Raw genomic sequence first — 24,821 nt, forward strand, 5'->3', positions numbered from 1 at the left:
CACACTTAAATCAAGGCGCAGTAACAGGGGCGATCCACGGATGAAAACAGGTCAGAAGTTGTTCGGTGCCAGCTTGCTGGCGCTGGCGATCAGCGGTTGTGCGGTCACCAGCGAACCGATTGAACGCAGTGTCAGTGAGCAGCGGGCACGCAGCGATCTGCAGGGCATGTACAAGGACCAGGAGCCTCTGAGCGGCCCGTTGACCCTGCACCAGGCCATGGCCCGTGCGGTGAAGTACAACCTCGAAGGTCGTTTGAAAATCATGGAAGAGGCCTTGGCCAAGCGCCAACTCGACCTCGCCAGTTTTGACATGCTGCCGCGCATGGCGCTGTCCGCCGGCTACGCCGGGCGCAACAACACCAACGCCTCCAGCAGCCAGAGCGTGCTCAGCGGCAACCAGTCCCTGGAACCGTCCACGTCCCAGGACCGCGACCGCCGCGTGGCGGACCTGACCATGGTGTGGAACGTCCTCGATTTCGGCGTGAGCTACATCAGCGCCAAGCAGCAGGGCGACCAGCGCCTGATCGTGCAGGAGCGTCGGCGCAAGGTGATCAACACCATCGTTCAGGACGTGCGCTCGGCCTATTGGCGCGCGGTGGCGGCGGAACGCCTGTTGACCAAGATCGACAGCCTGATGGCGCGGGTCGACCAGGCCCAGACCAACAGCCAGAGCATGAGCGAGCAGCGCATTGGCGATCCGGTCCAGGCCCTGGGTTACCAGCGTTCGCTGATCGAAGCCACGCGTCAGTTGCAGGAGCAGCGCCGAGCGTTGTCCCTGGCCAAGACCGAACTGGCCACCCTGATCAACCTGCCCATGGGCACGGACCTCAAGTTGGCGACGTCGGACGATTACGCGGTGCCGCAGCTGAAGGTCAACCTCGCCAGCCTGGAACAGGAGGCCCTGGCCAACCGTCCGGAACTGCGTGAGCAGGACTACCAGACCCGCATCAGCGCCGCCGAAACCCGCAAGGCCATGTTGCGCTTGCTGCCGGGCCTGGAGTTTTCGGCCGGCGGGCACTACGACAGCAACTCGTTCCTGGTGGACAACCGCTGGGCCGATTACGGCGCCAAGATCACCTGGAACCTGTTCAACGTGATCTCCGCCCCTGCCGCCATCGATGTGGCCAAGGCCGGTGAAGAAGTCGCCACCGCCCGCCGCCAGGCGATGTCGATTGCGGTGCTGGCACAGATCTACGTGGCCAACGCCAATTACCAGGACGCTGTGCGTCAGTTCAAGACCAACGAGCAGTTGGCCAACATCGACGGGCAAATCCTCACCCAATTGCGCAACCGCCATCAGGCGGCGGGCCTGGGCGAACTGGACTTGATCCAGGGCGAACTCAACACCCTGCAAGCCGACCTGCGCCGTGACCTGGCCTATGCCGATTTGCGTAATGCCTACGGCCAGATCTTCGCCAGCGCCGGGCTCGATCCGCTGCCCGAGCAAGTGGATTCGGACCGTGTGCAGTCCATCGCCACCGCATTGGCCAGCCGCGAATCGGCGTGGGCTGCCGGCAATATCGCGACGCCTGCGCCCCGTGCCGTTGCCCAGTAATCTGGTCGCGCCGACGGCGAGCGTCACGCGCCGTCAACGTGAGGCGCGTAACGGGCATCGAGGCGTGGCGATTCTGCTCACGGGCTTGCCGGCGTCCGGCAAGTCGACCCTGGCCCAGGGCCTGCAAGCCGTGTTGTTCGAGCAAGGCCGGCAGAGCATCGTGCTCGACGGCGACGCCCTGCGCGGCGGCTTGAACAGCGACCTGGGGTTTGCCGACGGCGACCGCCTGGAAAACATCCGCCGCGCCGGCGAACTGGCGGCGCTGCTGGTGCAGAACGGGCAAATCGTGATCCTGGCGATGATCGCGCCGCTGGTCGAGCTGCGCGCGATGTTTGCCGAGCGCCTGGGCGCCGACTATCGGGAAGTCTGGTGCAATGCCTCCTTGGCCGTGTGCGAACGGCGCGATCCCAAGGGCCATTACGCCCGCGCGCGGCGCGGTGAGCTGCCGGGTTTTACCGGCATCGGCTCACCCTACGAACCGCCACCCCAGGCTTCGCTGGTACTGGACACCGGTGAGCTGTCGGTGCAACAGAGCGTCGGGCGGTTATTGGCCTGGCTGACGCCTGGTCTAGACTCGGAGGACTCGCCCTCTTAGGAGCCCGCCATGGAATCGCCTGTGCACAGCCTGTCCTCCTTGTTCAAACAGCTTGGGCTGCCGGATGACCCGGTGAGCATCGAGAAGTTTGTGGCCGTTCATTCGCCCCTCAAACCTGACCTGAAATTGGCTGATGCGTTTTTTTGGACAGAGAACCAGAAGAAGTTTTTGCGTAATGAAATTCTGGAAGATGCGGATTGGGCTGAAGTGGTCGATGAGTTGAACCTCCTGCTGCACAGCGGGAGAGGGGTGCAAAAAAATTAGGAAAAACGGGAAAAGTTGAAAAAAACAGATGTTGGTTGAAAAAAACTGGGCTTTAATCGCGCAAGTGAACTTTTTCTGAGGTGGCGCGATGTCCCTGGTTGGTTATGCCTATCTCCACCAATCTCTTGGCTTGAAAGCGATTCCTCCTGTTCGGGCTGCCATGGTCAAGCCTGTGACGCGAGTCTCGATGATTGGTGACTGCCTGGCGGTTCCTCAGGCCGTTGCGCCTTCGGCCCATTCAGTACTCGACCATATTCTTTTCGCACTCAAACACGAAGGTATCAATCTCGGCATTCTGGCTCCGGCACTTGAAGCGGTCAGCGCGGAGGACCTGCTAAAAGAACTGGAAAATGCTCCGAACGGCCTATTCATCCGCAAGGTTTGCTATCTATGGGAGGGTTTGACCCTTCAAAGGTTGGACTACAACAAGTCGATCAACAGTCGCGTTTCACCCCTGTTTGATCCCCAACGCTACGTCACGGGGCCGTCTACTCGTAATTCCCGTTGGCGTATCGACTTCAACGGGTTAGGTTCTTTGGCGTATTGCGCGACCGTCGAGCGAACCCCTGAAATCGATGCTCTGTTGAACCTGGATATTCTGGGCCGCGCCAAATCCTTCATGGCCACCCTCCCACCCGAAATGATGGACCGTGCCATCCAGTGGGCCTACCTTCACGAAACCCGCGATTCATTTGCCATCGAAAAAGAACAGCCCAGTGAGGAAAAGTCCCGTCGGTTCGTCCAGCTGCTGCGTCAGGCACACGAAGGCCGCTTGTTGACCGAGGACTATCTGGTCGAGCTACAAAACAGTACCGTCTCCAATCCCTTCGACAAGGCCGTCGCGTTCCGCCATGAGCAAAACCATCTGCACAATGGCCTGCGTGGCGCGGCAGGCGTCAGCTACGTACCGCCGGCGCCCGAGTTGTGTCAGGAATTGATGGAAGAGCTGATGGCTTTCGCCAATCAACCGGAGCGGGAAATAGACCCTCTTGTTGCCGCAGCTGTCACTGCTTTCGGCTTTGTGTTCCTGCACCCGTTCATGGATGGCAACGGGCGCCTGTCGCGTTTCCTGATCCATCAGACGCTCTGCCATCACGGCGCCTTGGCGAACGGCCTGCTGCTGCCGGTTTCGGTTGCGATGAAACACGAAGAACCGGCCTATCTGGAAACGCTCAAGGCGTTCTCTCGCCCGACCCGGGATTTCTGGGACGTCACTTGGCTGGACGGCGATCAGATGGCGTTTGACTTCACTGGCCATCCGTCGATCTATCGCTACTGGGATGCGACCCGCTGCGTCGAATTCACTCTGCAAATGGCCCGCCGGGCGCTGGAAGTGGAACTGCGTGAAGAAACCGAATTTCTCGACCGCTACGACCGTGTGATCAAGGCCGTTAACCAGAGCTATGACGTGCGCGGCAGTGATCTGTCGAAGCTGGTGATGATGTGCCTGGATAACGACGGCAAGGTTTCGAAACACCGACGCAAGCAGTTTCAGTACAGCGTGGCGCAAGACGTTTTTGAGTTTATCGAGCGTGAGGCCACACGAGTGATTGGCGAGCAGAAGGCGTGATGCCCAATCGTTTTCTACACTCGAGCCACCCATCCGCAAATTTGTTTCAAAACTTGACGGCATTGGATCCATGCACCATATTGATAGTTAGCAAACTAACTGTATGCGAACTATCCAGTGCCTCAGACCCTCGAACAACTCCAGATGAACCTCAGCAGCAGCATGGTGGTGGGCGCCCGTAACTGGCGCAAAATCTGCCAGACCACGCTGGTGAGCTATGGCATCTCCGAAGCCTGCGCCGTGCCGTTGTTGATGATCGGCCGCCTGGGCGACGGTGTGCATCAGGTGAAAGTGGCGCAGGCGTCGGGGATGGAAAGCCCGTCGCTGGTGCGTCTGCTGGATCAGCTCTGCGCCGGCGGCTACGTGTGCCGCACCGAAGATATCCACGACCGTCGCGCCAAGGCCTTGAGCCTCACCGAACGTGGCCGTGAGTTGGTGCAGGCGGTGGAAGTGCAGCTGGTGCGCCTGCGCAAGGACGTCCTGGCGGACATCGCACCTGCCGATCTGGAAGCCGCTCTGCGTGTGCTGCGTGCGTTCGAGGCGGCAATGCTGTGAACGGATTTTTTACCGGCATGCCGCCAGCCCGCGACTGGTTCTACGGGGTACGTACATTCGCCGCGTCGATGATCGCGTTGTATATCGCCCTGCTCATGCAAATGCCGCGTCCGTATTGGGCGATGGCCACCGTGTACATCGTCTCCAGCCCGTTTGTCGGGCCCACCAGTTCCAAGGCGCTGTACCGCGCCGCCGGCACCTTGATGGGCGCGGCGGCGGCGGTGCTTTTCGTGCCGATGTTCGTGCAGTCGCCCTACGTGCTGGTGGTGGTGATTGCGTTGTGGACGGGCATCCTGCTGTTCCTGTCGATGCACCTGCGCACCGCCAACAACTACGCCCTGATGCTGGCGGGTTACACCTTGCCGCTGATTGCCTTGCCGGTGGTGGATAACCCGTTGGCTGTGTGGGATGTGGCCGAAGCACGTACCGAAGAAATCTTCCTCGGCATCGCCGTGGCGGCGGTGGTCGGTGCGATGTTCTGGCCGCGTCGCCTGATGCCGGTGTTCGACGACTCGGTGACCAAGTGGTTTGCCGACGCCCAGGTCTACAGCCAACGCTTCATCACGCGCAATGTGGCGCCCGAAGAGATCAGCACCTTGCGCAGCGGCATGGTCGCGACCTTCAACACCCTCGAATTGATGATCGGCCAATTGCCCCACGAAGGCGCGCGGCCCCAGACGGTACGCAACACCAAGGAACTGCGCGGGCGCATGATCCACCTGCTGCCGGTAGTGGATGCGCTCGACGATGCGCTGTTCGCCATCGAGCACCGCGCGCCGGAGTTCCTGGAGCGGATCACGCCGCTGCTGGAAGCGACCGCCCAATGGCTGGAAAGCACCACTGAACAAGCACCTCTGGAGCGCTGGCGCGCCCTGCGTGACCAGGTCGATGCCCTGCAACCCGAGGGCGAGGCGCTGGATGATCGCCACACGCTGTTGTTCTCCAATGCGCTCTATCGCCTGGGCGAATGGATCGACCTGTGGCAGGACTGCCGCAGCCTGCAAGCCGCCATCCAGTGCGAAAGCCAGGACACCTGGCGCGCGGTGTATCGCCACTGGCGGCTGGGCCGGCTCACGCCGTTTCTCGACCGTGGCCTGATGTTCTATTCGGCGTTCTCCACGGTCAGCGCCATCATCGTCGCCTCGGTGCTGTGGATTCTGTTGGGCTGGACCGACGGCGGCAGCGCCGTGATCCTCGCCGCCATCGCCTGCAGTTTTTTCGCGACCATGGACGACCCCGCGCCGCAGATCTACCGGTTCTTTTTCTGGACCGCGATGTCAGTGGTATTCGCCAGTCTGTATCTGTTCCTGGTGCTGCCCAACCTGCACGATTTCCCGATGCTGGTGCTGGTGTTCGCCGTGCCGTTCATCTGCATCGGCACGCTCACGGTACAGCCGCGTTTTTACCTGGGCATGCTGCTGACGCTGGTGAACACCTCGTCGTTCATCAGCATCCAGGGCGCCTATGACGCGGACTTCCTCAACTTCGCCAACGTCAACCTGGCCGGGCCGGTGGGCCTGTTGTTCGCCTTCGTGTGGACGCTCATCGCACGGCCCTTCGGCGCCGAACTGGCGGCCAAGCGCCTGACCCGGTTCAGCTGGCACGACATCGTCGGCCTCACCGAGCCTGCGACCCTGGCCGAACACCGGCACCTGGCCGCGCAGATGCTCGACCGCCTGATGCAGCATTTGCCGCGCCTGGCCCTCATCAACCAGGACACCGGCACCGCCCTGCGCGATTTGCGCGTGGCGCTGAACCTGCTCGACCTGCTGGCCTACTCGCCTCGTATCCTTGGTGTGCCCCGGGTGTTGCTCAACCAGGTGGTGGAAGGGGTGGGCGGCTACTTCAAGGCGTGCCTCAAGGCGGGCGAACGCTTGCCCGCGCCTGGCGGTCTGCTGATGACCCTGGACCGCACACGCCGCGCCCTCAACGGCCAGGGCTTGCAAGACGAAGACGATACCCGCCTGCACCTGCTGCACGCGCTGGCCGGTTTGCGCCTGTCGTTGTTGCCGGGCGTGGAGTTTATTGGCGGCGCCGAGGTGCAAGCGCCGCTACCCGATGGAGCGCCTTTATGATCGGTGATCTGGATATCAGCGGGGTGTTCCTGCCCACGCTGCTGGTGCTGATGGGCATTACGTACGTGTTGTTCCTGGTGGTGCACGGGTTGTTGAACCGCGTCCACTTCTACCGCCTGGTCTGGCACCGGGCATTGTTCAATGTGGGGCTCTACGCGCTGTTGCTGGGCGCCGTGGACTCACTCAGTCGATACCTGATGACATGAAAAAACCTTTTTTGACCATCGGCCGTGTGGTCCTCACGCTGCTGATCGTGATCTTTGCGGTGGTCGTGGTGTGGCGCATGGTCATGTACTACATGTTCGCGCCCTGGACCCGTGACGGGCACATCCGTGCCGACATCGTGCAAGTCGCCCCGGACGTGTCCGGGCTGATCCAGCAAGTGGACGTGCGCGACAACCAGCCGGTGACCAAGGGCCAGGTGCTGTTCGCCGTCGACCAGGACCGCTTCAAGCTGGCGCTGCGTCAGGTCCAGGCTGCCGTGGCCGATCGCCAGGAAACCCTGGCCCAGGCCCAGCGTGAGTACAAGCGCAACCGGGGCCTGGGCAACCTGGTGCCCAGTGAGCAGCTGGAAGAAAGCCAGTCGCGGGTTGCCCGCGCACAATCGGCCCTGGCCGAGGCCCAGGTGACTGTGGATTCCGCCCAACTCAACCTCGACCGCTCGGTGATCCGCAGCCCCGTGGACGGTTATGTCAACGATCGTGCGCCGCGCGCCCAGGAGTTCGTCACCGCCGGGCACCCGGTGCTGTCGGTGGTGGACAGCAACTCCTTCCATATCGACGGCTATTTCGAAGAAACCAAGCTCGACGGCATTCACGTCGGCATGGCCGTGGATATCCGCGTGATCGGTGACAATGCCCGCCTGCGCGGCCACGTACAAAGCATCGTCGCCGGCATCGAAGACCGCGACCGCAGCAGCGGTTCCAACCTGCTGCCCAACGTCAACCCGGCGTTCAGTTGGGTGCGCCTGGCCCAGCGGATTCCGGTGCGCATCGCATTCGACGACGTGCCGGCAGACTTCCGCATGATTGCCGGGCGCACGGCCACCGTGTCGATCATCGGCGACAAGGCCAACGACGGAGCCCAGCCATGAAACAACTCTGGGCAACCGCCGCGCTGGGGTTGTTATTGTCGGCGTGCCAAGTGGTCGGCCCGGACTATCAGTTGCCGCAGCAGGCCGCCGTGAAGCGCGGCGACCTGCAAGGGCAACTGACGGTCGACGGCAAAAACGTGGTGTCGGCGCCGGTCCCGGCGGACTGGTGGAAGCTTTACAACGACCCGCGTGTGGATGAGCTGGTGCGCCAGGCTCTGGCGTCCAACACCGACCTGCGTGTGGCCGCCGCCAACCTGCAACGCGCGCGTTACCAAGTGCAGCAGGCCGAGTCCGCCGGCGGCTGGAGCGCCGGTGCCAAGGCCGAAGTGCAGCGCCTGCAGGAATCCGGCGAGGCGTTTTTGCTTTCGGAAAAAGTCCCGGTCACCAACATTGGCAGCGCCGGTATCACCACCTCCTATCAGTTCGATCTGTTCGGCACCTTGCAGCGCGGCATCGAAGGCGCTCAGGCGAGTGCCGATGCGACCCAGGCTGCCGCCGATACAGCGCGTATCACCCTGGTGGCGGATGTCGTACGCGCCTACACCCAGGTGTGCGCGGCCAACGAAGAGCGGGCCATCGCCCAGCACTCCCTGGACCTGCAAGCCGAAAGCACGCGCCTCACCCAGCGCCTGCGCGATGCCGGGCGGGGCGATGAAACCCAGGTCACCCGCTCGCAGACCCAATACAAATCCCTGCTTGCCGATATGCCGCGCTACGAAGCCGAGCGCCAGGCCGGCTTGTTCCGTTTGTCGATGCTGCTGGCCAAGCCGGTGGATCAGTTGCCGGCGGGCACCGGGGCGTGTGCCGAATTGCCCCACATCGCTCAATTGCTGCCGGTGGGCGACGGTGCCGCGTTGCTCAAGCGTCGCCCCGACGTGCGCCAGGCCGAACGCCAGCTCGCCGCCGCCACCGCGCGCATCGGCGTAGCCACCGGCGCGCTGTACCCGGACATCAGCATCGGCGCCACGGTGGCGACCGTCGGTATTCTCGATGACCTGGGCACTGCGCCGACCAATCGCTGGGGCTTTGGCCCGCTGATCAGTTGGTCGGTGCCGACCAACGGCGCCCGCGCGCGCATCCACGAGGCCGAAGCCGCGACCCAGGGCGCCCTGGCGCATTTCGACGGGGTGGTGCTCAACGCGATCCGCGAGACCCAGACCGGCCTGGCGCAATACAGCGCATTGTTGCAGCGCCGCGATGCATTGGCCGAGGCCGAAGCATCCGCCGAGCAGGCTTCCGAGCAGACGCACCGCTTCTACCAGGCGGGTCGCGCCTCATTCCTGGCCGACCTGCAAGCCACCGGCACCCACACCAGCATGCGGGCGCAACTGGCGGCGGCCAACACCCAGGTCGCCATGAGCCAGATCGATTTGTTCCTCGCCCTGGGCGGCGGTTGGGAAAGCGGACGAACGCCACCCGCACCGGCCAGCAAACCCTGAGCAAATGGCTATGCTTTGACTGGCGGGCTCCCGTGATGGCCCGTCGGTCAACGTTCGCGTTTGCTCATGGGGATTCCAATAATGAAAAACCCTTATGCTCCCGCTTTCTGGTGCGTGTTCTTCGCACTGGTGTTGTTGTCGGCGACTTATTTCTACGGCGTCATGCTGGCGCATCAAATCGACAAGGCGATGGTGTTTCTCGACAGCGCCTGCGCAGTGATCGGCACCCTGTCCATCGGTGTGGTGGCCTGGGCGTCGTACCAAAACCAACGGGTGAAGAAAAAACTCCTCGAACAAGGCAAGACGCGGGTGGCGATCTGGGACACCAAGGTCGCGCTGCGCCGTGTCGAAACCGTGTTCGACCGCTATTTCTGGGGCAGTTACTGGCAGCCTGGGCGCACCTTCCAGGAAGTCATGGGCGAGCTCACCGGCACGCCCCTGGAAAAGAGTCTCGAAGCCCTGAAAAAACAATGCGTGGCCCTGGACCAGCAAGTCGCCGACGGCAGGCATTGGCTGAATAACGCGCGGGAGTTGTCTGACGTTGCCACGCAAATGGCCCGCGAGCGCTATCAACTCGACTTCTGCGACCCCAAGGCCGATACCCCGGGCAATGCCGTGATACACCGCGAGTTTGAGGTGCTGGTGTACACCTGGACGGCGCGCCTGAAGAGTTTCGATCACCAGCTCGATGAAATCGAATTGGAATACTCGTGAACCAACGATAGACCTGACCCCTCTGAAAAGCTGGGCCGTTCGCGGCTGCCAGTGCTAATCTTCCTCCGCTTTTGGCGGGCTTGAGCCAACCTCCTCGGGGGTTCAAGGAAGACAGCCCACTTCTCACAGGATTTGATCAGGTCACTTCATGAATAAGCCAGCCGTTGTTCTCTTGGGTTTTGTTGTCGCCGTGGGCGTCGTCAGTGCAGGCGGTGCCTGGTACACCGGCAAGCAGCTGGAACCGGTACTGCAAAACGCGGTTCAGGATGCCAACAAGGAGCTGCAACGCTCCATGGCCGGTGTCGACGGCCGCGTGACCCTGGAACTGGTGTCCCTGGACCGTGGCCTGTTCAGCAGCACTGCCCACTACCGGGTGAAGGCGCAAGGGTCGGTGTTCGGCGCAGATAACCCGAACCCGGAACTGCTGTTCGTCGACCATATCGAGCACGGTCCGCTGCCGTTCTCGCGTCTGGTGTCGCTGAAGTGGCTGCCGGTCATGGCTACCAGTCACTATTCGCTGGAAAAGAACGCCACCACCGAAAAATGGTTCGCCGCCAGCAAAGACGTGTCGCCGCTCAAGGGCGTGGCCAATATCGGCTACAGCCGCTCGGTCACCGGCAATGTTGAACTGCTGCCGCTGGAGTTCAAGGACGACAAGTCCAGCGTGAGCTTCTCCGGCGCCAACCTGGACTTCGACAGCACCGCCGAAGGCCAGAAGGTCAAGGCCGACGGCTACATGAACAGCCTCAAAGTGAGCGCGGTCGATGCTGAAGGTGTGCCGTTCGCCGCAGACCTGGCCGGCCTGACCATCGCCAGCAACCTGGAAAAATCCACCTTCGGCTTCTACACCGGGCAGAACACCGTTGAACTCACCGACGCCAAATTCACCGTCGGCGTGAAGCAAGACGTGATTTCGCTCAAGGGCTTCGAACAGAAGGACTCCAGCGAAACCAAAGACAACGCCATGGCTGGCCGCGTCGACTACAAGATCGACGAGATCGGTTACCAGGGCAAGCCGGTCGGGTCGGCCGCCCTGTCGGTCAGCGTGAAGAACATCGATGTGCCCTCGGGCCTGGTGCTGACCAAGCTTTATCAGGACAAGATGCAGCCGGTGCAAGCCGCTGCCGCTGCGGGTCAGCCGGTGCCGGAATTGCAGTTGACCGAAGCCGAGCAGACCCTGGCCGAGACCAATATCAACCAGTTGTTGGCCGCCAAGCCGCAGGTGAACCTGGAAAACCTGTCGCTGAAAACCGCCCACGGTGAAAGCAAGTTCAACCTGGTGGTGGACCTGACCAAGCCGGCGACCATGGAACTGCCTCCGGTCGAGCTGGGCAAGCAGGTCATCGCGTTGCTGGATGCCAACCTGACCCTGTCCAAACCGATGATCGCCGACGTGGCGGCCCTGCAAGCGCAGGCCGGTGGCGTCACCGACCCTAAAGCCATCGAACAGCAATCGAAGATGGCCAGTGAAATGGTCAGCGGTGTTGCCGTGGGCACGCAGTTGGCCACCGTGGTCGGCAACGATGTCGTCTCCAAGCTGCACTACGCCAACAATGAGGTGACGTTCAACGGCCAGAAGATGACCGTGGAGCAATTCATCGGGTTTGTCATGGCCAAGGCGGGTGCGGTGGGCGGCGCGCAGTAAGGATTTCGCCATCTTCCGGAAATAAATAATGCGGGAGCGCAGCTGCCTGCGATAAGGGTCAAGTAACCGACGAGGCCGTCGGTTGCAGCCCCGTTATCGCCGGCAACTGCGCTCCCGCATTGGTTTTTTCGTCCGGCTGGTCAATTCTGAACAATTGTTCTGAATTGACCTTTTTCGCACGCTCATCGGGGATAGTTCCTACAGGAAAGCTGGGTCGGGTCACGAGACGCCGACGCCCTGATGCAAATCGCTCAGGACCACCTATCGTTACAGCTTTCCGTGTGTAAGGAAGCTCACGATGCTGCGAAACCTACCACTCAGTGCGACAGGCCGGTTACGACTGCTCATCGGGGCAGCCTTGTGCAGCCAGCTGCTGATGCCCGCCTTCGCTTCGGCCGATCCCGCCTATGACGCCCTGATCATTCAGGCGCGCAACGGCAACTACACCCCCGCGCTGACCCAACTGCGCCAGCTCTCCCCGGAACGCCAGACGCCCGGCCAGATCAGCGATCATCTGGTGATTGCCGGCTGGGCGGGCCAGGACGCCGAAGTGCTGAAGGTGTACGAGGCCCAGGGTAAACATCGCAATTTGAGCACCCAGGCGCTTGCCACGGTCGCGCGTACCTATCGCAACCAGAAGCAGTGGGCCCAGGCCTCGGCGGTCTATCGTCAGGCGCTGTTGCGTGAACCGAACAATGTCGACCTGCAACTGGGCCTGGCCCTCACGCAGGCCGACGGCGGCCAGGCCAATGAAGCCGTGCAACGCACCCGTGCGTTGGTGGCGGCCAACCCGAACGACCCCAACCGGCGCATGGCCCTGGGCTACGCCCTGACCCGCGCGGGCCTGAACTATGACGCGCTGTTCGAATTCGACCAGGCCTTCATCCGGGCCGGCGATAAACCCGAAGTCGCCCGTGAATACATCGTCGCGCTGCAAAAGGCCCGCCTGCCGGAACCGGCGCTGCGCCTGTCGGCCAAGCGCCCGGGCCTGCTAGATGCGGTCACCCAGCGCCGCCTGGAAGGCGACCTGGCGGCCGAGCGTGTGCGCATGGCCGAGTTCGCCACGCGCACCGAGCAGGAGCGCTATGTGATCGCCGACCGCGCCCTGCAAGACTACGACAAGCTGCTCGCCCGCTGGACCCCGGACCCCAGCGCCCATGACGACGTGGTGCGCTGGCGCATCGACCGCCTGGGCGCCCTCAAGGCACGGGCGCGCACTGCCGAGGTGATTCGCGAGTACCAGACCCTCAACGGCGAAGGCGTGCAATTGCCCACGTACGCCTTGCGCTGGGTGGCGGCGTCCTATCTGGACCAGCGTCAACCGGAAAAAGCCGAGCCGCTGTACCGCCAGGTGCTGACCGCCCCGGATGCCGACGCCAGTTACCGGGTCGATGACAGCACGGCGTTGTTCTACGCCTTGCTGGAGAGCGACAAGGTGGAGCAGGCCCGTGAAGTGGCCAACAATTTGGCCAAGGAGCAGCAACCCCGCGTCGAACTCAAGGGCCTGCCCATCGGCAACCCGAATGACAACTGGATGGACGCCCAACAACTGGCCGCCCAGGCCGGCACCTATGGCGCCGACCTGCCCGCCAGCGAAGCGGGGCTGGAGGCGCTGGTGCAAAAGGCCCCGGGTAACGTTGGCCTGCGCCTGGCCCAGGCCGACATGTACCGCGCCCGCGATTGGCCACGGCGCGCCGAAGGTGTGCTCAAGGAAACCGAAGCCCAGGCCCCGCGCGATATCGGCCTGGAAGTGAACCAGGCCTACACCGCCATGGACCTGCAGGAGTGGCGCCAACTCGACCTGCTCACCGATGACGTGCTCGCCCGCAACCCGGACAACCGCCAGGTGCAACGCCTCAGCCGTCTGCGCGACGTGCACGACATGGCTGAGCTGCGTGTCGAGGCCTACACCGGCAAAAGCTTCGGCGGCGGCAACAATGGCGATGCGGGCGCCGTCTCGGGCAGCCGCGACTGGGGCATCGAAAGCCGGATCTACACGCCGCCCATCGACGAAGACTGGCGCCTGTTCGCCGGCGCCGGTTATGCCCGTGCCGATTTCGAAGAAGGCACCGGCCAGCACCGTTGGCAGACGGTGGGCGTGGAGCGGCGCACCCGCGACATGACCATTGAAGCCGAGGTGTCCAACCACTCCTATGGCGATGGCTCCAAACAAGGCGCTGCGGTGTCGATTGCCCGCGACATCAACGACAACTGGCAATACGGCGGCAGCCTTGGCTACCTGCTGTCCACCACACCGCTGCGGGCGTTGAATGACGGTGTCACGGCCAACGGCGGCAGCGCTTTCATCCGCTGGCGCGCCAACGAAAGCCGCGAGTGGAAACTGACCCTCAGCCCCTCCCATTTCAGTGACGGCAACGACCGCTTCGAAGCCCTGCTCAGTGGCCGCGAGGGCCTCTACAGCTCGCCGAAAGTCCAGGTGGACCTGGGCCTGGAAGTGGGGGCTAGCCGCAACAGCAAGGAAGACACGGTGTACTTCAATCCGAAGTCGGACTTCACCGTGCTGCCCGTGATCAACGTCAACCATGTGCTTTATCACCGCTACGAGACCCAGTGGAGTCAGCAGTTCCAGATCGGCGCGGGGACGTATAGCCAGCAGGATTACTCCACGGGCGGCATTGGCCTGGTGGGCTACGGCCAGCGCTTCCGGTGGAACGATGTACTGGAAGCCGGCGCCAACCTGAGCCTGATCAGCCGACCCTACGACGGTGATCGCGAACGCGATCTGCGCCTGCTCGTCGACCTCACTTACCGTTTCTAGAAGAGCCTGACCATGACCGTCCTCAGCCGTTGCTTGTTGATTCTGGGCGTATTGCTGGCCAGTGCCTGTGCCCAGCAGCCCGCGCCTTTCACGCCTCCCGCCGAGCGGCCCACACCGGCCAACGAACTGGCGTGGCCGAAAAACCATTTCCTGGGCATTGCCTACCACGACGTCGAGGATCGCGACCCCGATCAGGCGGTGGTAGCGGTGCGCACCGAGCGTCTGATCGAGCAACTGGCCTGGTTGCGCGAAAACGGCTACCAGGCGGTCAGCGTCGACCAGATCCTGGCGGCCCGCAACGGTGGTCCGGCGCTGCCGCCCAAAGCCATCATGCTCAGCTTCGACGACGGCTATTCGAGCTTCTACACCCGGGTGATGCCGATCCTGCGCGCCTACCACTGGCCGGCCTTGCTGGCGCCGGTGGGGTACTGGATCGACACGCCCCTGAACAAACCCGTGGACTTCGCCGGCCAGCCTCGGCCCCGTGGCGAGTTCCTGACCTGGCAGCAGATCCGCGAGGTGTCTCAGTCGGGCCTGGTGGAAATCGCCGCGCACACCGATGCCAGTCACACCGGCATCCTGGCCAACCCCCAGGGCAACCTGGAACCGGCGGCGACGTCGCTGCGGTTTGACCCGGCCACGGGGCGCTATGAAAGCCAGGCCCAGTTCGATGCGCGGATGCGTGCCGATGTGGTGGCGATCACTCAAAAAATCCAGAACGTCACTGGCAAGAAACCCCGCGTGTGGGTATGGCCTTACGGCGCCGCCAAGGGCACGTCGCTGGCGATCGTGGGCGAGCAGGGCTACCAGATGGCCCTGACCCTGGAAGACGGCCTCGACAGTTCCAGTGACCTGATGAACAGCCCACGCTTCCTGGTGGCCTCCGACCCGGATGGCGAGCATTTCGCCAACAGCATGGTGGTGGTACAGGCCAAGGCCCCGTTGCGCGTGCTGCATGTGGACCTGGACAACGTCTACGATCCGGACCCGGCCCAACAGGCGCGCAACCTGGACGTACTGGTGCAGCGCGTGGTGGACATGGGCGCGGGCACCGTGTTCCTGCAAGCCTTCGCCGACCCCAAGGGGGATGGCCTGGTGCATGAACTGTACTTCCCCAACCGCCATCTGCCGGTACGCGCCGACCTGTTCAACCGCGTCTCCTGGCAATTGCACACCCGCGCCCATGCTGCGGTGTATGCCTGGATGCCGGTGCTCAGTTTCGCCCTCGACCCCAAGCTGCCACGCGTGACGCGCTGGGACCCGCAGACCGGCCAGGTCGGCCTCGACCCGGACCAGTACAAACGCCTGTCACCGTTTGATCCGCAGGTGCGCAAGATCATCGGCGAGATCTACGAGGACCTGGCCCGCAACAACGCCATCGACGGAGTGCTGTACCACGACGATGCGGTGTTCAATGACTTTGAAGATGCCAGCCCGGCGGCGCTCAAGGCCTATGCCGCCAACGGCCTGCCGAGCACCATCGAGGCCCTGCGCGCTGACCCGGCCGTGATGCAACGCTGGACCCGCTTCAAGAGTCGCTACCTGATCGACTTCACCAATGAGCTGACCGCCAAGGTCCGCGCCATCGGTGGGCCGCAGGTGCAGACGGCGCGCAATATCTTCGCCGAGCCGATGCTCAACCCCGGCAGCGAAACCTGGTTCGCGCAGAACCTGGATGATTTCCTCCAGACCTACGACTGGACCGCGCCCATGGCCATGCCGCTGATGGAAGGTCAGGAGTACAGCAACTCCAATGCCTGGCTGGAGCGCCTGGTGGCGACGGTCAAACAGCGTCCGGGCGCGATGGAACGTACGGTCTTCGAACTGCAAGCCAAAGACTGGCGGACCCAAGCGGCGCCGGATATCGATGCCAGGCAAATGGCTGAATGGATGGGTGTGCTCAAACGCCAGGGGGTCAGGAGTTTCGGCTACTACCCGGATAACTTCCTGGAAAATTCCCCGGACCTGAAGACAGTGCGTCCGGCCCTTTCCAACCAATGGAACCCATGACCATGTTCGACAGAATCCTGGCTTTATTCGTGTTGGCCCTGGTGTTGGGTGTGCCGCTGGGCCTGATCTTCCTGGTGACCGGGCAGTTCCTGATGGACTTCGTGTTTTTCTACCCGTTGTTCATGTCGGCGCTGTGGATTGCCGGTGGCCTGTACTTCTGGCTGCACTGGGAGCGCCACTGGCCCTGGAAAGAAGACACCCCGGCGCCGACCCTGGCCGGCAACCCGCTGATCTCGATCATCATCCCTTGCTACAACGAGGGCGATAACGCCGCCGACACCATCCATGCAGCGCTGGGCCAGCTGTACCCGAACGTCGAAGTGATCGCGGTGAACGACGGCTCCAAGGACAACACCGCTGCGGTACTCGATGCCCTGGCGTTGGAGAATCCGCGCCTGCGCGTGTTGCACCTGGCGCAGAACCAGGGCAAGGCGGTAGCCCTGCGCATGGGCGCGGTGGCGGCGCGCAGCGAGTACCTGGTGTGCATCGATGGCGATGCGTTGCTGGATAAAAACGCGGCGGCTTATATGGTCGCGCCGATGCTCGATAACCCGCGCCTCGGCGCCGTGACCGGCAACCCGCGCATCCGCACGCGCTCGACCCTGATCGGCCGGGTGCAGGTGGGTGAATTCTCGTCGATCATCGGCTTGATCAAGCGTACCCAGCGGGTGTTCGGGCGGATCTTCACGGTGTCCGGTGTGGTGGTGGCGTTCCGTAAAAAGGCGCTGGACCGCATCGACTACTGGAGCACCGACATGATCACCGAGGACATCGATGTCAGTTGGAAGCTGCAGCTCGATCACTGGGCGATCTTCTATGAGCCGCGCGCCCTGTGCTGGATCCTGATGCCGGAAACCGTCGGCGGCCTGTGGAAACAGCGCCTGCGCTGGGCCCAGGGCGGCGCCGAAGTGCTGTTCAAGAACATTCGCGGTATCTGGCAGTGGCGTCACCGTTACCTGTGGCCGCTGCTGTTCGAATACTGCCTGTCCACCGGGTGGGCCTTCACGTTCCTGCTGTCGGTGATTTTCTGGGGCGTGGGCAAATTCATCCCGCTGCCCCAGGCGATTGCCGTGGACTCGCTGGTGCCGCCGGCGTTCACCGGTTTGGTGTTGGCGATGGTGTGCCTGGTGCAGTTCGCGGTGAGCATCCTGATTGACCGGCGTTACGAAAAGGACCTGTGGAAAACCCTGTTCTGGACCGTGTGGTATCCGATGGTGTTCTGGCTGGTCAGCCTGTTTACTACCCTGGTCAGTTTTCCCAAGGTGCTGTTCAACCAGCATCAGAAACGCGCGCGCTGGGTCAGCCCCGACCGTGGCATCAAACCTGCTGAAGAGGACGCGTGATCATGAAACTGGTCAGAACTCGCCAACGTAAGGTGATGTGGCTCATCGACGTGCTGTTGACCCTGATGGCCTGGGCCGGGCTCATCTGGCTGCTGGTACGCGGGATCGGTTCGATGCTGGAAACCCATGGTGGCCCGCGCATCGAAGCGCCGATCTTCGCCGCGCTCAATACCCTGCAGGTGTACCTGTGGATCGCGCTGCTCAACGCCGTGATCCTGGTGAGCTGGGCGCGCTACCAGCAACGCCGGGGACGCAAGTTCGCCCAGCGGCGTGCCGAGGCCAAGGCGCTCAGCGACAAGCACCTGAGTGAAAGCTTCAGCCTGGGTGAGGGCGACCTTGAACAACTGCGCCGCCCGGGTGTGCTGGTCATCCACAACGACGAGGAGGGCGGTGTGGCGGAGGTGAAATCCCATGTGTCCCGCGACGTGGAGAAGCCCGGTTTGACACTGGTCCCAGGCCCGGATCGCAACAAGGATGCCAGCTAAGGCGGGCTTGCGCCCCCAGCCCTGACCGTCGAAAGGCGGGTCAGCCTTTCAGGCCCACCAAGGGCGTCTCAATCGATAGCTGCTGCGAAAGCGCGCGTAGGCGGTTTTGGCCTGGATGATATCCTCGGCCTTCACCTCCCCGTGGGTGTGGATCAGCAGGTCGGCCTGGCCGTTTCCGGTGAGGTCGATGGACAGGCTGCCGCGCCCTGTACTTGCGTCAAAGGCCAGCACACTGTCACCGGCCTTGCCGCTCAGTGCTTGAGTGAAGGTGAGGGTGGACGTATTGGCGCGCTGCATCGCGCCTGACACATCGATCTTGTCGGTGCCGCTGGTGAAGTCCATGAGGGTGTCGGGCTTGTCGGGCGTCGAGTCGCTGGCCTGTTCATAGATGAAGGTGTCGGCGCCGCCGCCGCCGCGTAATCGATCGGCGCCGCCACCGCCCGTTAGCCGGTTATTCGCTTCATTGCCGATCAGCGCGTCGTTGCCTTTGCCGCCGATTGCGTTTTCCAGCGTCACGCCCCTGGCGATGGATACATTCCCTTCAAGCCCGCCCACGTCGGAGAACGAGCCGGCCCTCAGGTTGATGGTCTGGTTGGCGTGGTAGCCGGAGAAGTCCAGGGTGTCGTTGCCGCCGCCGTCCCACACGCAAAAGAATGCCCGGTCCTGGCGGCTTTTGAGCGAGAGAAAGTCACGCTCGGTATTGGAATTGAAGCCGTAAGTGGTGTCGCCGTTGCGGGTTTGCTTGTTGATGCCGTACAGCCGCTGGATGGCGGCGATGTCATCCATCATTGGGGCGTCGGGTTTTGCCCAGCCATTCCCGCACTTTTTGCCGCTGACCTCAGGATTGAAATAGCTCATGACGGTATGTGCGACGGAGTCCTGGGCATAGACGCGGGCGTTATCGTTAGCCCGACCATCGTAGTGTCCCGGGTGAGCCAGGCCCAGGGAATGGCCGATTTCATGGGCCATGTCGTGGCGGGTGACGCGGTTGGGGTTGTAGACGGTATCGCCGGCGTCAGGGTGTTTGCCCGGCCCATTTCCGTAGGCAGAATGCACCCAGTTGGAAATACCGAATGACAGACGGCCTTCACCGCGCCCATTCCCTTCATTGAATTCAAGGTTGGCCACGTCCGCCCATGACTGCATCGTCAGGCGCGCCTGCCGTTGCTGTTCAGGATTGAAACCGCCGTTGCGGAACGAGTAAGCAATGCTCGTTTTGCCGTCACCATTGTGGTCCTGCCATTTGGTGCGTGACGGCGAGAGCTGCCTGATTGCGCCCTCTTCATCGAAGGACCTGCGGTTGGCTTTGGTGATGTGCGGGTCGTCGGGGCGCAGGGTGATGTCTCGGCCGTCCCAGTTGCGCACTGCCGGTTGATCGGCACTGATGTCCCTTTTAAATCGCTCGGCTATAGGTTGAGCGAGCGGGCGAACAAAGGGGTGGCTGATAAACGGCTGAATAAAGGGCCGGAAGACCGGATGGCTGATAAACGGTCGGATGAAGGGTTGCAGGATGGGCAGAAACGGCGTGAAGGCCCGAAAGGGTATGAACATACGAGGATTGTCCTGTTGTTTTTAGCGTGGCATTCCTTGTGTTGGTGTCGTGCAGGCAAGCTCCGTTTGCAGGGTTGAAAGGCTGGCATCCCGAGCTTCGGGCCTGCAACGACAGAGGTTTTTCAGGCAAAAACCGGCAGGGTGTGGAAATTTTTTGATGTGACGCTGGAATGTTCATCGCGTGGCCGCTTCCTCCAACGGCTGTGTATTGAGCGGTAGTGCCAGGCGCTCATGAAATATGGGCTTGCTTATGTTTTGAAAGGTTCTTTCTTCTGTCCGACAGTGCCTGAGCTTTTCTCGGACATTGACCAGAAAAAATCCACGCGGTTAACCCGCCGTCTTAGCGTCCTCCGTCTGAACCCATGAACAGACTCTTCATTCACGAGGTTCAGCCCATGTCCCGTTCCTTGCTCTTTCTGCGTCCTGCCGTCCAGGGCTTTGCCGTTAGTTTGCTCGTGGCGCTCACCGGTTGCGGGCTGTCATCTTCCCGCGATGTAGCCAAGCCCGCCGAACCGGCCCCTGCCGCGCCTCTCTACGAACTCAGCAGCGTGCCAGTGCAAGGCGCACTGGCCAAGCGCACGGCGATGCCTGCACCGATGACCGCGCGCCTGATGGCGCAGGACTCGGTGGCGATGGACTATCGCAGCGAACCTCGCGAGCAATACGAAAACCTGCCGGACAACCCGGTTCATCGCGTTGCCGAAACGCCGGTGTCGACCTTCAGCGTGGATGTCGACACCGGCAGCTACGCCAACGTCAGACGCTTCCTCAACCAAGGCAGCCTGCCGCCTGACGGTGCTGTGCGACTGGAGGAAATGGTCAACTACTTTCCCTACCACTACGCATTGCCCACCGACGGCTCGCCCTTTGGCGTGACCACCGAAGTCGCCGCCACGCCCTGGAACCCGCACACCCGGCTGCTGCGCATTGGCATCAAGGCTTCCGACCGTGCCGTGGCCGACCTGGCACCGGCCAATCTGGTGTTCCTGGTGGATGTGTCCGGCTCCATGGATCGTCGCGAAGGCTTGCCGCTGGTGAAAAGCACCCTGAAATTGCTGGTGGATCAACTGCGCGACCAGGACCGCGTGTCGCTGGTGGTGTACGCCGGCGAATCGCGGGTAGTGCTCAAACCCACCTCGGGTCGCGAAAAGGCCGTGATCCGCAACGCCATCGATCAACTGACCGCCGGCGGTGCCACAGCGGGTGCGTCCGGTATCGAACTGGCCTATCAGATGGCACGCGAAGGGTTTATCGACAAGGGCATCAACCGCATTCTGCTGGCCACCGACGGCGACTTCAACGTGGGGGTCAGCGACTTCGACAGCCTCAAGCAGATGGCCGCCCGGCAGCGCAAAAGCGGGGTTTCCCTGACCACCCTCGGGTTTGGCGTGGACAACTACAACGAACACCTGATGGAGCAACTGGCTGACGCGGGGGACGGCAACTACGCCTACATCGACAACCTGCGTGAGGCGCGAAAAGTGCTGGTGGACCAGTTGAGTTCGACCCTGGCGGTGGTGGCGCGGGATGTAAAGTTGCAGGTGGAATTCAACCCCGCCCAGGTCAGCGAGTACCGTTTGCTCGGCTATGAAAACCGCGCCTTGAAGCGTGAGGATTTCAACAACGACAAGGTCGACGCCGGTGAAATCGGCGCGGGCCATACGGTGACGGCGCTGTACGAAATTGTTCCGAAAGGCGAGCCGGGCTGGCTGGAGCCGCTGCGTTATGCCACGGCACCTTCAGCGGACCGCAAGGTCAATGAGCTGGCCCTGTTGCGTGTGCGCTACAAACCTGCGGTGGGCGGGGACAGTCGCTTGATCGAGCGCCCCATCGGCAATGCCGTCGCCCGGGCCAGCGACGACTTGCGTTTCTCTGCCGCGGTGGCCGCGTTTGCCCAGCAGCTCAAGGGGGATGGCCGCTACACTGGCAGCATGACCTTGCAAGACACCGCCGCGCTGGCGCGCTCGGCCCGTGGGGATGACCCGTTCGGGCTGCGCAATGAGTTCGTGCAACTGGTGGAGCTGGCGCAGAGTCTCAAGACACCGGCCACACACTGAACAAGGAGTTTGCCATCGATATGCCCGCTCCAGACGTTTCACCCAGCGACGAGGCGTTGCTGGCCCGCTACCGAACCGGCGATGGTGCTGCGTTCGAAGCCTTGTATGCGCGGCATCGCCAGGGCCTGTACCGGTTTCTGGTGTCCTTGAGCAACAAGGCCGAACTCGCTGAGGAGGTGTATCAGGAAACCTGGCTCAGCCTGATCCGCAGCAGCACCCAGCCACAGGGGCGCGCGAGTTTTCGCACATGGTTGTTCCAGATTGCCCGCAACCGTCTGATCGATCACTGGCGCAAGCATGGCGTGCATAACCCGCTGCACGACAGCTACGATGAGCACCTGCACGCCCAGGCCGACGATACGGCGAGCCCCGAACAGCAACTGAGCCTGAGCCGCGACCAGGCGCGGCTCGAGGCCGCGCTGCAGGACTTGCCCGAGGACCAGCGCGAAGTCTTCCTGTTGCGCTTGCACGGCGACCTTGAAGTCCCGCAAATCGCGGCGCTCACCGGCGCCCCGCTGGAAACCGTCAAAAGCCGCCTGCGTTACGCCCAGCAGAAACTGCGCCGCCTGCTGGCCGAGGAGATACCCGCATGACCGACTCCCGACACATCCCCGATTCCGACGACTTGCTGATCGAGCATTTCCGTCAACACAGCACCGGCGAGCCGCCCGCGTCCCTCGACGCCTTCATCCTCGCCACCGCCCGCCGCGAAGCCCCGGCGCCGCAACCCAGCCTGTGGCAACGCTGGCTGCAAGCCTGCCAGCGCCCGCGCTGGCAAATGGCATTCGCCACCGTGGCCGGCCTGGCGCTGATGATCGGCGTGGTCATGCGCTCGCCCGTGCCACAACCGGAAATCTCCACCGCGACCTTCTCCGCGCTGCGCGAAGACGTCGCCCGGCCCGCTCCACCCCCGATGTCCGCCCCTGCCCCGGTCGCCCGGCTGGCCGTCGCACCCAAGGCCGAAAGCGCACCGGCCCAGGCGCAGATCATGGGGTCGCTGGCGGACGAGTCCGCCGCCAAAGCCAGCAAACGCGCCCCACCGGTGCTGCCTTCACTGGAGCAGGGGTTGCAGGAGATTGTGAGACTGCGGGAAGCCGGCCAGGCCCGACAGGCGGACGAGCAACTGCTGGAGTTGTACAAACGCTTCCCGCAGGAAGACTTGCCCGCACTGCTGGAAGCCTTGCACAAACCCTGACCCCGCGCGCTGCGTTACCCACATGCAAACAAAAACGCCCCAAGTCTTTCGACTTGGGGCGTTTTTGTGTGTATCTGGTGCACCCGGCGGGATTCGAACCCACGACTGATGGCACGCTCATTTCTGCGGCGTCAACGCTGGATACTTGGGGCAGTGTCACACCTAGGTGAGGCGGTTGATGTCACCCTACGTTATCCAGCGAGCCGGAATGATGCAAGCCGAATCAGACGGTGCGGCGGCGAAGCATAGGAGCTTTCATAGAGGAATGGCCGAAACCAGCTTCAGCTTCAGTTCCTCAGAGAAATCTTCCTCATAAATCATTGAGGTTAGTAGTTCGTGTAGGAGGTCCCTGTTAACGACATTGTCCGCAACCCACACAGCAATGTTTTCCATCTTGGAAATGAAGTCAGGTACGACATATCCGTATCCGTTAAGTTTTAGTAGGTATGCACCTAGTGCGATTGATGATCGCTTGTTTCCATCATTGAATGCATGGTTTTTATTTATCGAATAAACAAGAAATGTAAGTTTTTCTTCGATGGAGGGGTAGTAGTCATCATTCTGCACGTGTTCGAGTGGGCTTTCCAAGTTGCCAATATTGAATATTCCCGGCCTTCCTCCTGAATTTAAAATTATCCAGTCATGGACCTCGATTGCGTGGTTGACATCAAAATACAGGAACATGGGTTTTCCCGCTATCGATCTTTCAGTCGTTTAAATACTGCTAGCAGCTCTGGGTCGGAAAGTCGCTCTTCTAGAGACTTGCTAGTCTCGCCGAGAAACCTCTCAAAGTCTCCTTCAGGTACCGCTTGAATATAGGCCTCCAGCTTTTCATGGAGCGCTTCTCTGAAGCAAAGATCTCGGCTGGCCATTTTAGTGCGGGCTTCGTTCAAGACCGGCCTCAAATATGGGCTGTTTTCAGCATTTTTAATCAAGGTGTCCAGATCAGAGGGTTTTAGCTTTCGTTGGTGCTGAACGTAGAAATTTTTCATGTCACTAGCTAAACCACTCTCGAAGCTAGCAATGGCGCGAATGACCTCCGCATACAAAGTTTCACGCATGTTGTCTTTTTCGGCGAGCTTTAATACTTTTTTATATTCTGCAGCGTTTTCATGGAATATCGCTTGGTATATTTTGTTCGTGTACAAACCGAACTTAACAGGACCCATGTCTAAATATTGCCCAAGCGCGTTAGTGAACTCTGCTCGATGACTGTGTTCTTGATAGGCGGCAGGAAGGTAATCTTGATCTCGTTGATTGATAAATTTTGTATGGCCACCTGAGCGCTCCGCCATAACGTCAATCACAATGTCAAGGACCCTTGAGCGGATGATTTTTGCTTGCTCGCTTTCGGTCAATAGCATTGCCAAATTTAACAGTGACCGGAATGTGAACAATCCCAGAATGCTAGTTTTGGTACCCTCGCTGATGAGGGTACCATAAGCTAACTCTTTGAAATCCTTGAGATTTTTTCCCTTTATAAGGCGGTAGCCATTTGCCTTCAGCTCGTCTGCATGGCCTGTTATGTAGCGCTCGATGGTGGCTTCACTGATGTCGAAAAGCTCAATCAACTGTTGCTTCGTGAAAACAGTTTCTCCATCGTAGCTAACTCCTCCAAGGGCGAGATGGCGCTCCGCGTGTTCGAGCGCGTATCGATTGTTCAACACGTTTTGCCTTTCTTTGGCTGAAGTAGTTAAATCTGTAGCCATGAGATCCCTTTGAAATCAGTATTTTATGGCGTTAGGGTGGAGAGCGCTTTGGCTGGGTCGCGTTTTATGGAGCTTGGTTTGAGGTTAGCCTAGCGTTCACAGGCGCGGACATACTCAGAGTATACAGCTCAGAAAGCCTCCTTCGGACGAGTTCTCAAGCATCACGGGTGATCTCGTGGTAGGGCTT

The 24,821-nt window shown here is 61.6% G+C and carries 21 protein-coding genes; 18 read left to right on the forward strand and 3 right to left on the reverse strand.

The features are described from left to right. The first annotated feature begins 40 nt into the window (after nt 1–40). The 15 genes from ACW9IB_RS11290 to pgaD all read left to right on the forward strand — a co-directional run bounded on the left by ACW9IB_RS11290 (nt 41) and on the right by pgaD (nt 18,122). Nucleotides 41–1,555 carry a TolC family protein gene (locus ACW9IB_RS11290; protein WP_457366567.1) on the forward strand — a complete coding sequence of 505 codons (1,515 nt, stop codon included), beginning with the start codon at nt 41–43 and terminating at the stop codon, nt 1,553–1,555. After that, complete coding sequence (cysC, locus tag ACW9IB_RS11295; RefSeq protein WP_457413670.1) at nt 1,539–2,150, forward strand: adenylyl-sulfate kinase; 612 nt, start codon at nt 1,539–1,541, stop codon at nt 2,148–2,150. The genes ACW9IB_RS11290 and cysC overlap by 17 nt, the downstream gene beginning before the upstream one ends. A gap of 9 nt (nt 2,151–2,159) precedes the next feature. Continuing rightward, nucleotides 2,160–2,414, forward strand: a complete 255-nt coding sequence (locus tag ACW9IB_RS11300) for a DUF2789 domain-containing protein (RefSeq protein WP_457413672.1) — start codon at nt 2,160–2,162, stop codon at nt 2,412–2,414. 88 nt (nt 2,415–2,502) lie between these two features. Further along, complete coding sequence (locus ACW9IB_RS11305) at nt 2,503–3,984, forward strand: Fic family protein (protein WP_457413674.1); 1,482 nt, start codon at nt 2,503–2,505, stop codon at nt 3,982–3,984. A gap of 144 nt (nt 3,985–4,128) precedes the next feature. Then, nucleotides 4,129–4,539 (forward strand): MarR family winged helix-turn-helix transcriptional regulator, encoded by a 411-nt coding sequence (locus ACW9IB_RS11310; RefSeq protein ID WP_457413676.1) that lies wholly within the window; start codon nt 4,129–4,131, stop codon nt 4,537–4,539. Next, entirely contained in the window at nt 4,536–6,614 is a 2,079-nt protein-coding gene (locus ACW9IB_RS11315) for an FUSC family protein (RefSeq protein WP_457366563.1), read from the forward strand. Before ACW9IB_RS11310 ends, ACW9IB_RS11315 begins: the two co-directional genes overlap by 4 nt. Further along, nucleotides 6,611–6,820: a DUF1656 domain-containing protein gene (locus ACW9IB_RS11320; protein ID WP_457366562.1), complete on the forward strand. Its 210-nt coding sequence runs from the start codon at nt 6,611–6,613 to the stop codon at nt 6,818–6,820. Before ACW9IB_RS11315 ends, ACW9IB_RS11320 begins: the two co-directional genes overlap by 4 nt. Further along, entirely contained in the window at nt 6,817–7,707 is an 891-nt protein-coding gene (locus tag ACW9IB_RS11325; protein ID WP_457413678.1) for an efflux RND transporter periplasmic adaptor subunit, read from the forward strand. The genes ACW9IB_RS11320 and ACW9IB_RS11325 overlap by 4 nt, the downstream gene beginning before the upstream one ends. Further along, nucleotides 7,704–9,146 (forward strand): efflux transporter outer membrane subunit, encoded by a 1,443-nt coding sequence (locus ACW9IB_RS11330; protein ID WP_457366560.1) that lies wholly within the window; start codon nt 7,704–7,706, stop codon nt 9,144–9,146. Before ACW9IB_RS11325 ends, ACW9IB_RS11330 begins: the two co-directional genes overlap by 4 nt. An 81-nt stretch (nt 9,147–9,227) precedes the next feature. After that, nucleotides 9,228–9,860, forward strand: coding sequence for an NADH:ubiquinone oxidoreductase subunit N (locus ACW9IB_RS11335; protein ID WP_457366559.1), 633 nt, complete (start codon nt 9,228–9,230; stop codon nt 9,858–9,860). 148 nt (nt 9,861–10,008) lie between these two features. Continuing rightward, nucleotides 10,009–11,505 (forward strand): YdgA family protein, encoded by a 1,497-nt coding sequence (locus ACW9IB_RS11340; protein WP_457413680.1) that lies wholly within the window; start codon nt 10,009–10,011, stop codon nt 11,503–11,505. Between the two features lie 298 nt (nt 11,506–11,803). Further along, the gene (gene pgaA, locus ACW9IB_RS11345) at nt 11,804–14,284 is read left to right on the forward strand and encodes a poly-beta-1,6 N-acetyl-D-glucosamine export porin PgaA (RefSeq protein WP_457413682.1); all 2,481 of its coding nucleotides are present in this window, start codon (nt 11,804–11,806) and stop codon (nt 14,282–14,284) included. Nucleotides 14,285–14,296: 12 nt separating this feature from the next. Then, on the forward strand, nt 14,297–16,294 hold the full coding sequence (gene pgaB, locus ACW9IB_RS11350; protein WP_457413684.1) for a poly-beta-1,6-N-acetyl-D-glucosamine N-deacetylase PgaB: 1,998 nt from the start codon (nt 14,297–14,299) through the stop codon (nt 16,292–16,294). Between the two features lie 2 nt (nt 16,295–16,296). After that, the gene (pgaC, locus tag ACW9IB_RS11355) at nt 16,297–17,637 is read left to right on the forward strand and encodes a poly-beta-1,6-N-acetyl-D-glucosamine synthase (RefSeq protein ID WP_457366555.1); all 1,341 of its coding nucleotides are present in this window, start codon (nt 16,297–16,299) and stop codon (nt 17,635–17,637) included. A 2-nt stretch (nt 17,638–17,639) separates the two neighbouring features. Beyond that, nucleotides 17,640–18,122, forward strand: a complete 483-nt coding sequence (pgaD, locus tag ACW9IB_RS11360) for a poly-beta-1,6-N-acetyl-D-glucosamine biosynthesis protein PgaD (RefSeq protein WP_457366554.1) — start codon at nt 17,640–17,642, stop codon at nt 18,120–18,122. A gap of 48 nt (nt 18,123–18,170) precedes the next feature. Here the strand turns inward: pgaD and ACW9IB_RS11365 are convergent, their stop codons facing one another. Next, nucleotides 18,171–19,673 carry a M10 family metallopeptidase C-terminal domain-containing protein gene (locus ACW9IB_RS11365; RefSeq protein WP_457413686.1) on the reverse strand — a complete coding sequence of 501 codons (1,503 nt, stop codon included), beginning with the start codon at nt 19,671–19,673 and terminating at the stop codon, nt 18,171–18,173. Nucleotides 19,674–20,068: 395 nt separating this feature from the next. On the opposite strand from ACW9IB_RS11365, the gene ACW9IB_RS11370 reads away from it, so the two are divergent. The 3 genes from ACW9IB_RS11370 to ACW9IB_RS11380 are packed head-to-tail and all read left to right on the forward strand — an operon-like array spanning nt 20,069 to nt 22,925. Beyond that, complete coding sequence (locus tag ACW9IB_RS11370) at nt 20,069–21,730, forward strand: vWA domain-containing protein (protein ID WP_457413688.1); 1,662 nt, start codon at nt 20,069–20,071, stop codon at nt 21,728–21,730. A 20-nt stretch (nt 21,731–21,750) separates the two neighbouring features. After that, complete coding sequence (locus ACW9IB_RS11375; protein ID WP_457413690.1) at nt 21,751–22,323, forward strand: RNA polymerase sigma factor; 573 nt, start codon at nt 21,751–21,753, stop codon at nt 22,321–22,323. Further along, a complete protein-coding gene (locus ACW9IB_RS11380; protein WP_457413691.1) occupies nt 22,320–22,925 on the forward strand; it encodes a hypothetical protein in 606 nt (201 codons plus the stop codon). The genes ACW9IB_RS11375 and ACW9IB_RS11380 overlap by 4 nt, the downstream gene beginning before the upstream one ends. 255 nt (nt 22,926–23,180) lie before the next feature. Here the strand turns inward: ACW9IB_RS11380 and ACW9IB_RS11385 are convergent, their stop codons facing one another. Next, on the reverse strand, nt 23,181–23,609 hold the full coding sequence (locus ACW9IB_RS11385; RefSeq protein ID WP_457413692.1) for a type II toxin-antitoxin system death-on-curing family toxin: 429 nt from the start codon (nt 23,607–23,609) through the stop codon (nt 23,181–23,183). A gap of 11 nt (nt 23,610–23,620) precedes the next feature. Continuing rightward, on the reverse strand, nt 23,621–24,634 hold the full coding sequence (locus tag ACW9IB_RS11390; protein WP_457413694.1) for a DNA-binding protein: 1,014 nt from the start codon (nt 24,632–24,634) through the stop codon (nt 23,621–23,623). Nucleotides 24,635–24,821 lie beyond the last annotated feature (187 nt).

It is taken from the genome of Pseudomonas sp. SDO524_S393 (genome assembly GCF_054071875.1).

Coding starts and splice junctions, on each gene's coding strand:
- ACW9IB_RS11300 (WP_457413672.1), top strand. CDS start 2,160: ATGGAATCGCCTGTGCACAGCCTGTCCTCCTTGTTCAAACAGCTTGGG.
- ACW9IB_RS11370 (WP_457413688.1), top strand. CDS start 20,069: ATGTCCCGTTCCTTGCTCTTTCTGCGTCCTGCCGTCCAGGGCTTTGCC.
- ACW9IB_RS11330 (WP_457366560.1), top strand. CDS start 7,704: ATGAAACAACTCTGGGCAACCGCCGCGCTGGGGTTGTTATTGTCGGCG.
- pgaA (WP_457413682.1), top strand. CDS start 11,804: ATGCTGCGAAACCTACCACTCAGTGCGACAGGCCGGTTACGACTGCTC.
- pgaB (WP_457413684.1), top strand. CDS start 14,297: ATGACCGTCCTCAGCCGTTGCTTGTTGATTCTGGGCGTATTGCTGGCC.
- pgaD (WP_457366554.1), top strand. CDS start 17,640: ATGAAACTGGTCAGAACTCGCCAACGTAAGGTGATGTGGCTCATCGAC.
- ACW9IB_RS11305 (WP_457413674.1), top strand. CDS start 2,503: ATGTCCCTGGTTGGTTATGCCTATCTCCACCAATCTCTTGGCTTGAAA.
- ACW9IB_RS11390 (WP_457413694.1), bottom strand. CDS start 24,634: ATGGCTACAGATTTAACTACTTCAGCCAAAGAAAGGCAAAACGTGTTG.
- ACW9IB_RS11365 (WP_457413686.1), bottom strand. CDS start 19,673: ATGTTCATACCCTTTCGGGCCTTCACGCCGTTTCTGCCCATCCTGCAA.
- ACW9IB_RS11335 (WP_457366559.1), top strand. CDS start 9,228: ATGAAAAACCCTTATGCTCCCGCTTTCTGGTGCGTGTTCTTCGCACTG.
- ACW9IB_RS11380 (WP_457413691.1), top strand. CDS start 22,320: ATGACCGACTCCCGACACATCCCCGATTCCGACGACTTGCTGATCGAG.
- pgaC (WP_457366555.1), top strand. CDS start 16,297: ATGTTCGACAGAATCCTGGCTTTATTCGTGTTGGCCCTGGTGTTGGGT.
- ACW9IB_RS11385 (WP_457413692.1), bottom strand. CDS start 23,609: ATGTTCCTGTATTTTGATGTCAACCACGCAATCGAGGTCCATGACTGG.
- ACW9IB_RS11325 (WP_457413678.1), top strand. CDS start 6,817: ATGAAAAAACCTTTTTTGACCATCGGCCGTGTGGTCCTCACGCTGCTG.
- ACW9IB_RS11290 (WP_457366567.1), top strand. CDS start 41: ATGAAAACAGGTCAGAAGTTGTTCGGTGCCAGCTTGCTGGCGCTGGCG.
- ACW9IB_RS11375 (WP_457413690.1), top strand. CDS start 21,751: ATGCCCGCTCCAGACGTTTCACCCAGCGACGAGGCGTTGCTGGCCCGC.
- ACW9IB_RS11310 (WP_457413676.1), top strand. CDS start 4,129: ATGAACCTCAGCAGCAGCATGGTGGTGGGCGCCCGTAACTGGCGCAAA.
- ACW9IB_RS11340 (WP_457413680.1), top strand. CDS start 10,009: ATGAATAAGCCAGCCGTTGTTCTCTTGGGTTTTGTTGTCGCCGTGGGC.
- ACW9IB_RS11320 (WP_457366562.1), top strand. CDS start 6,611: ATGATCGGTGATCTGGATATCAGCGGGGTGTTCCTGCCCACGCTGCTG.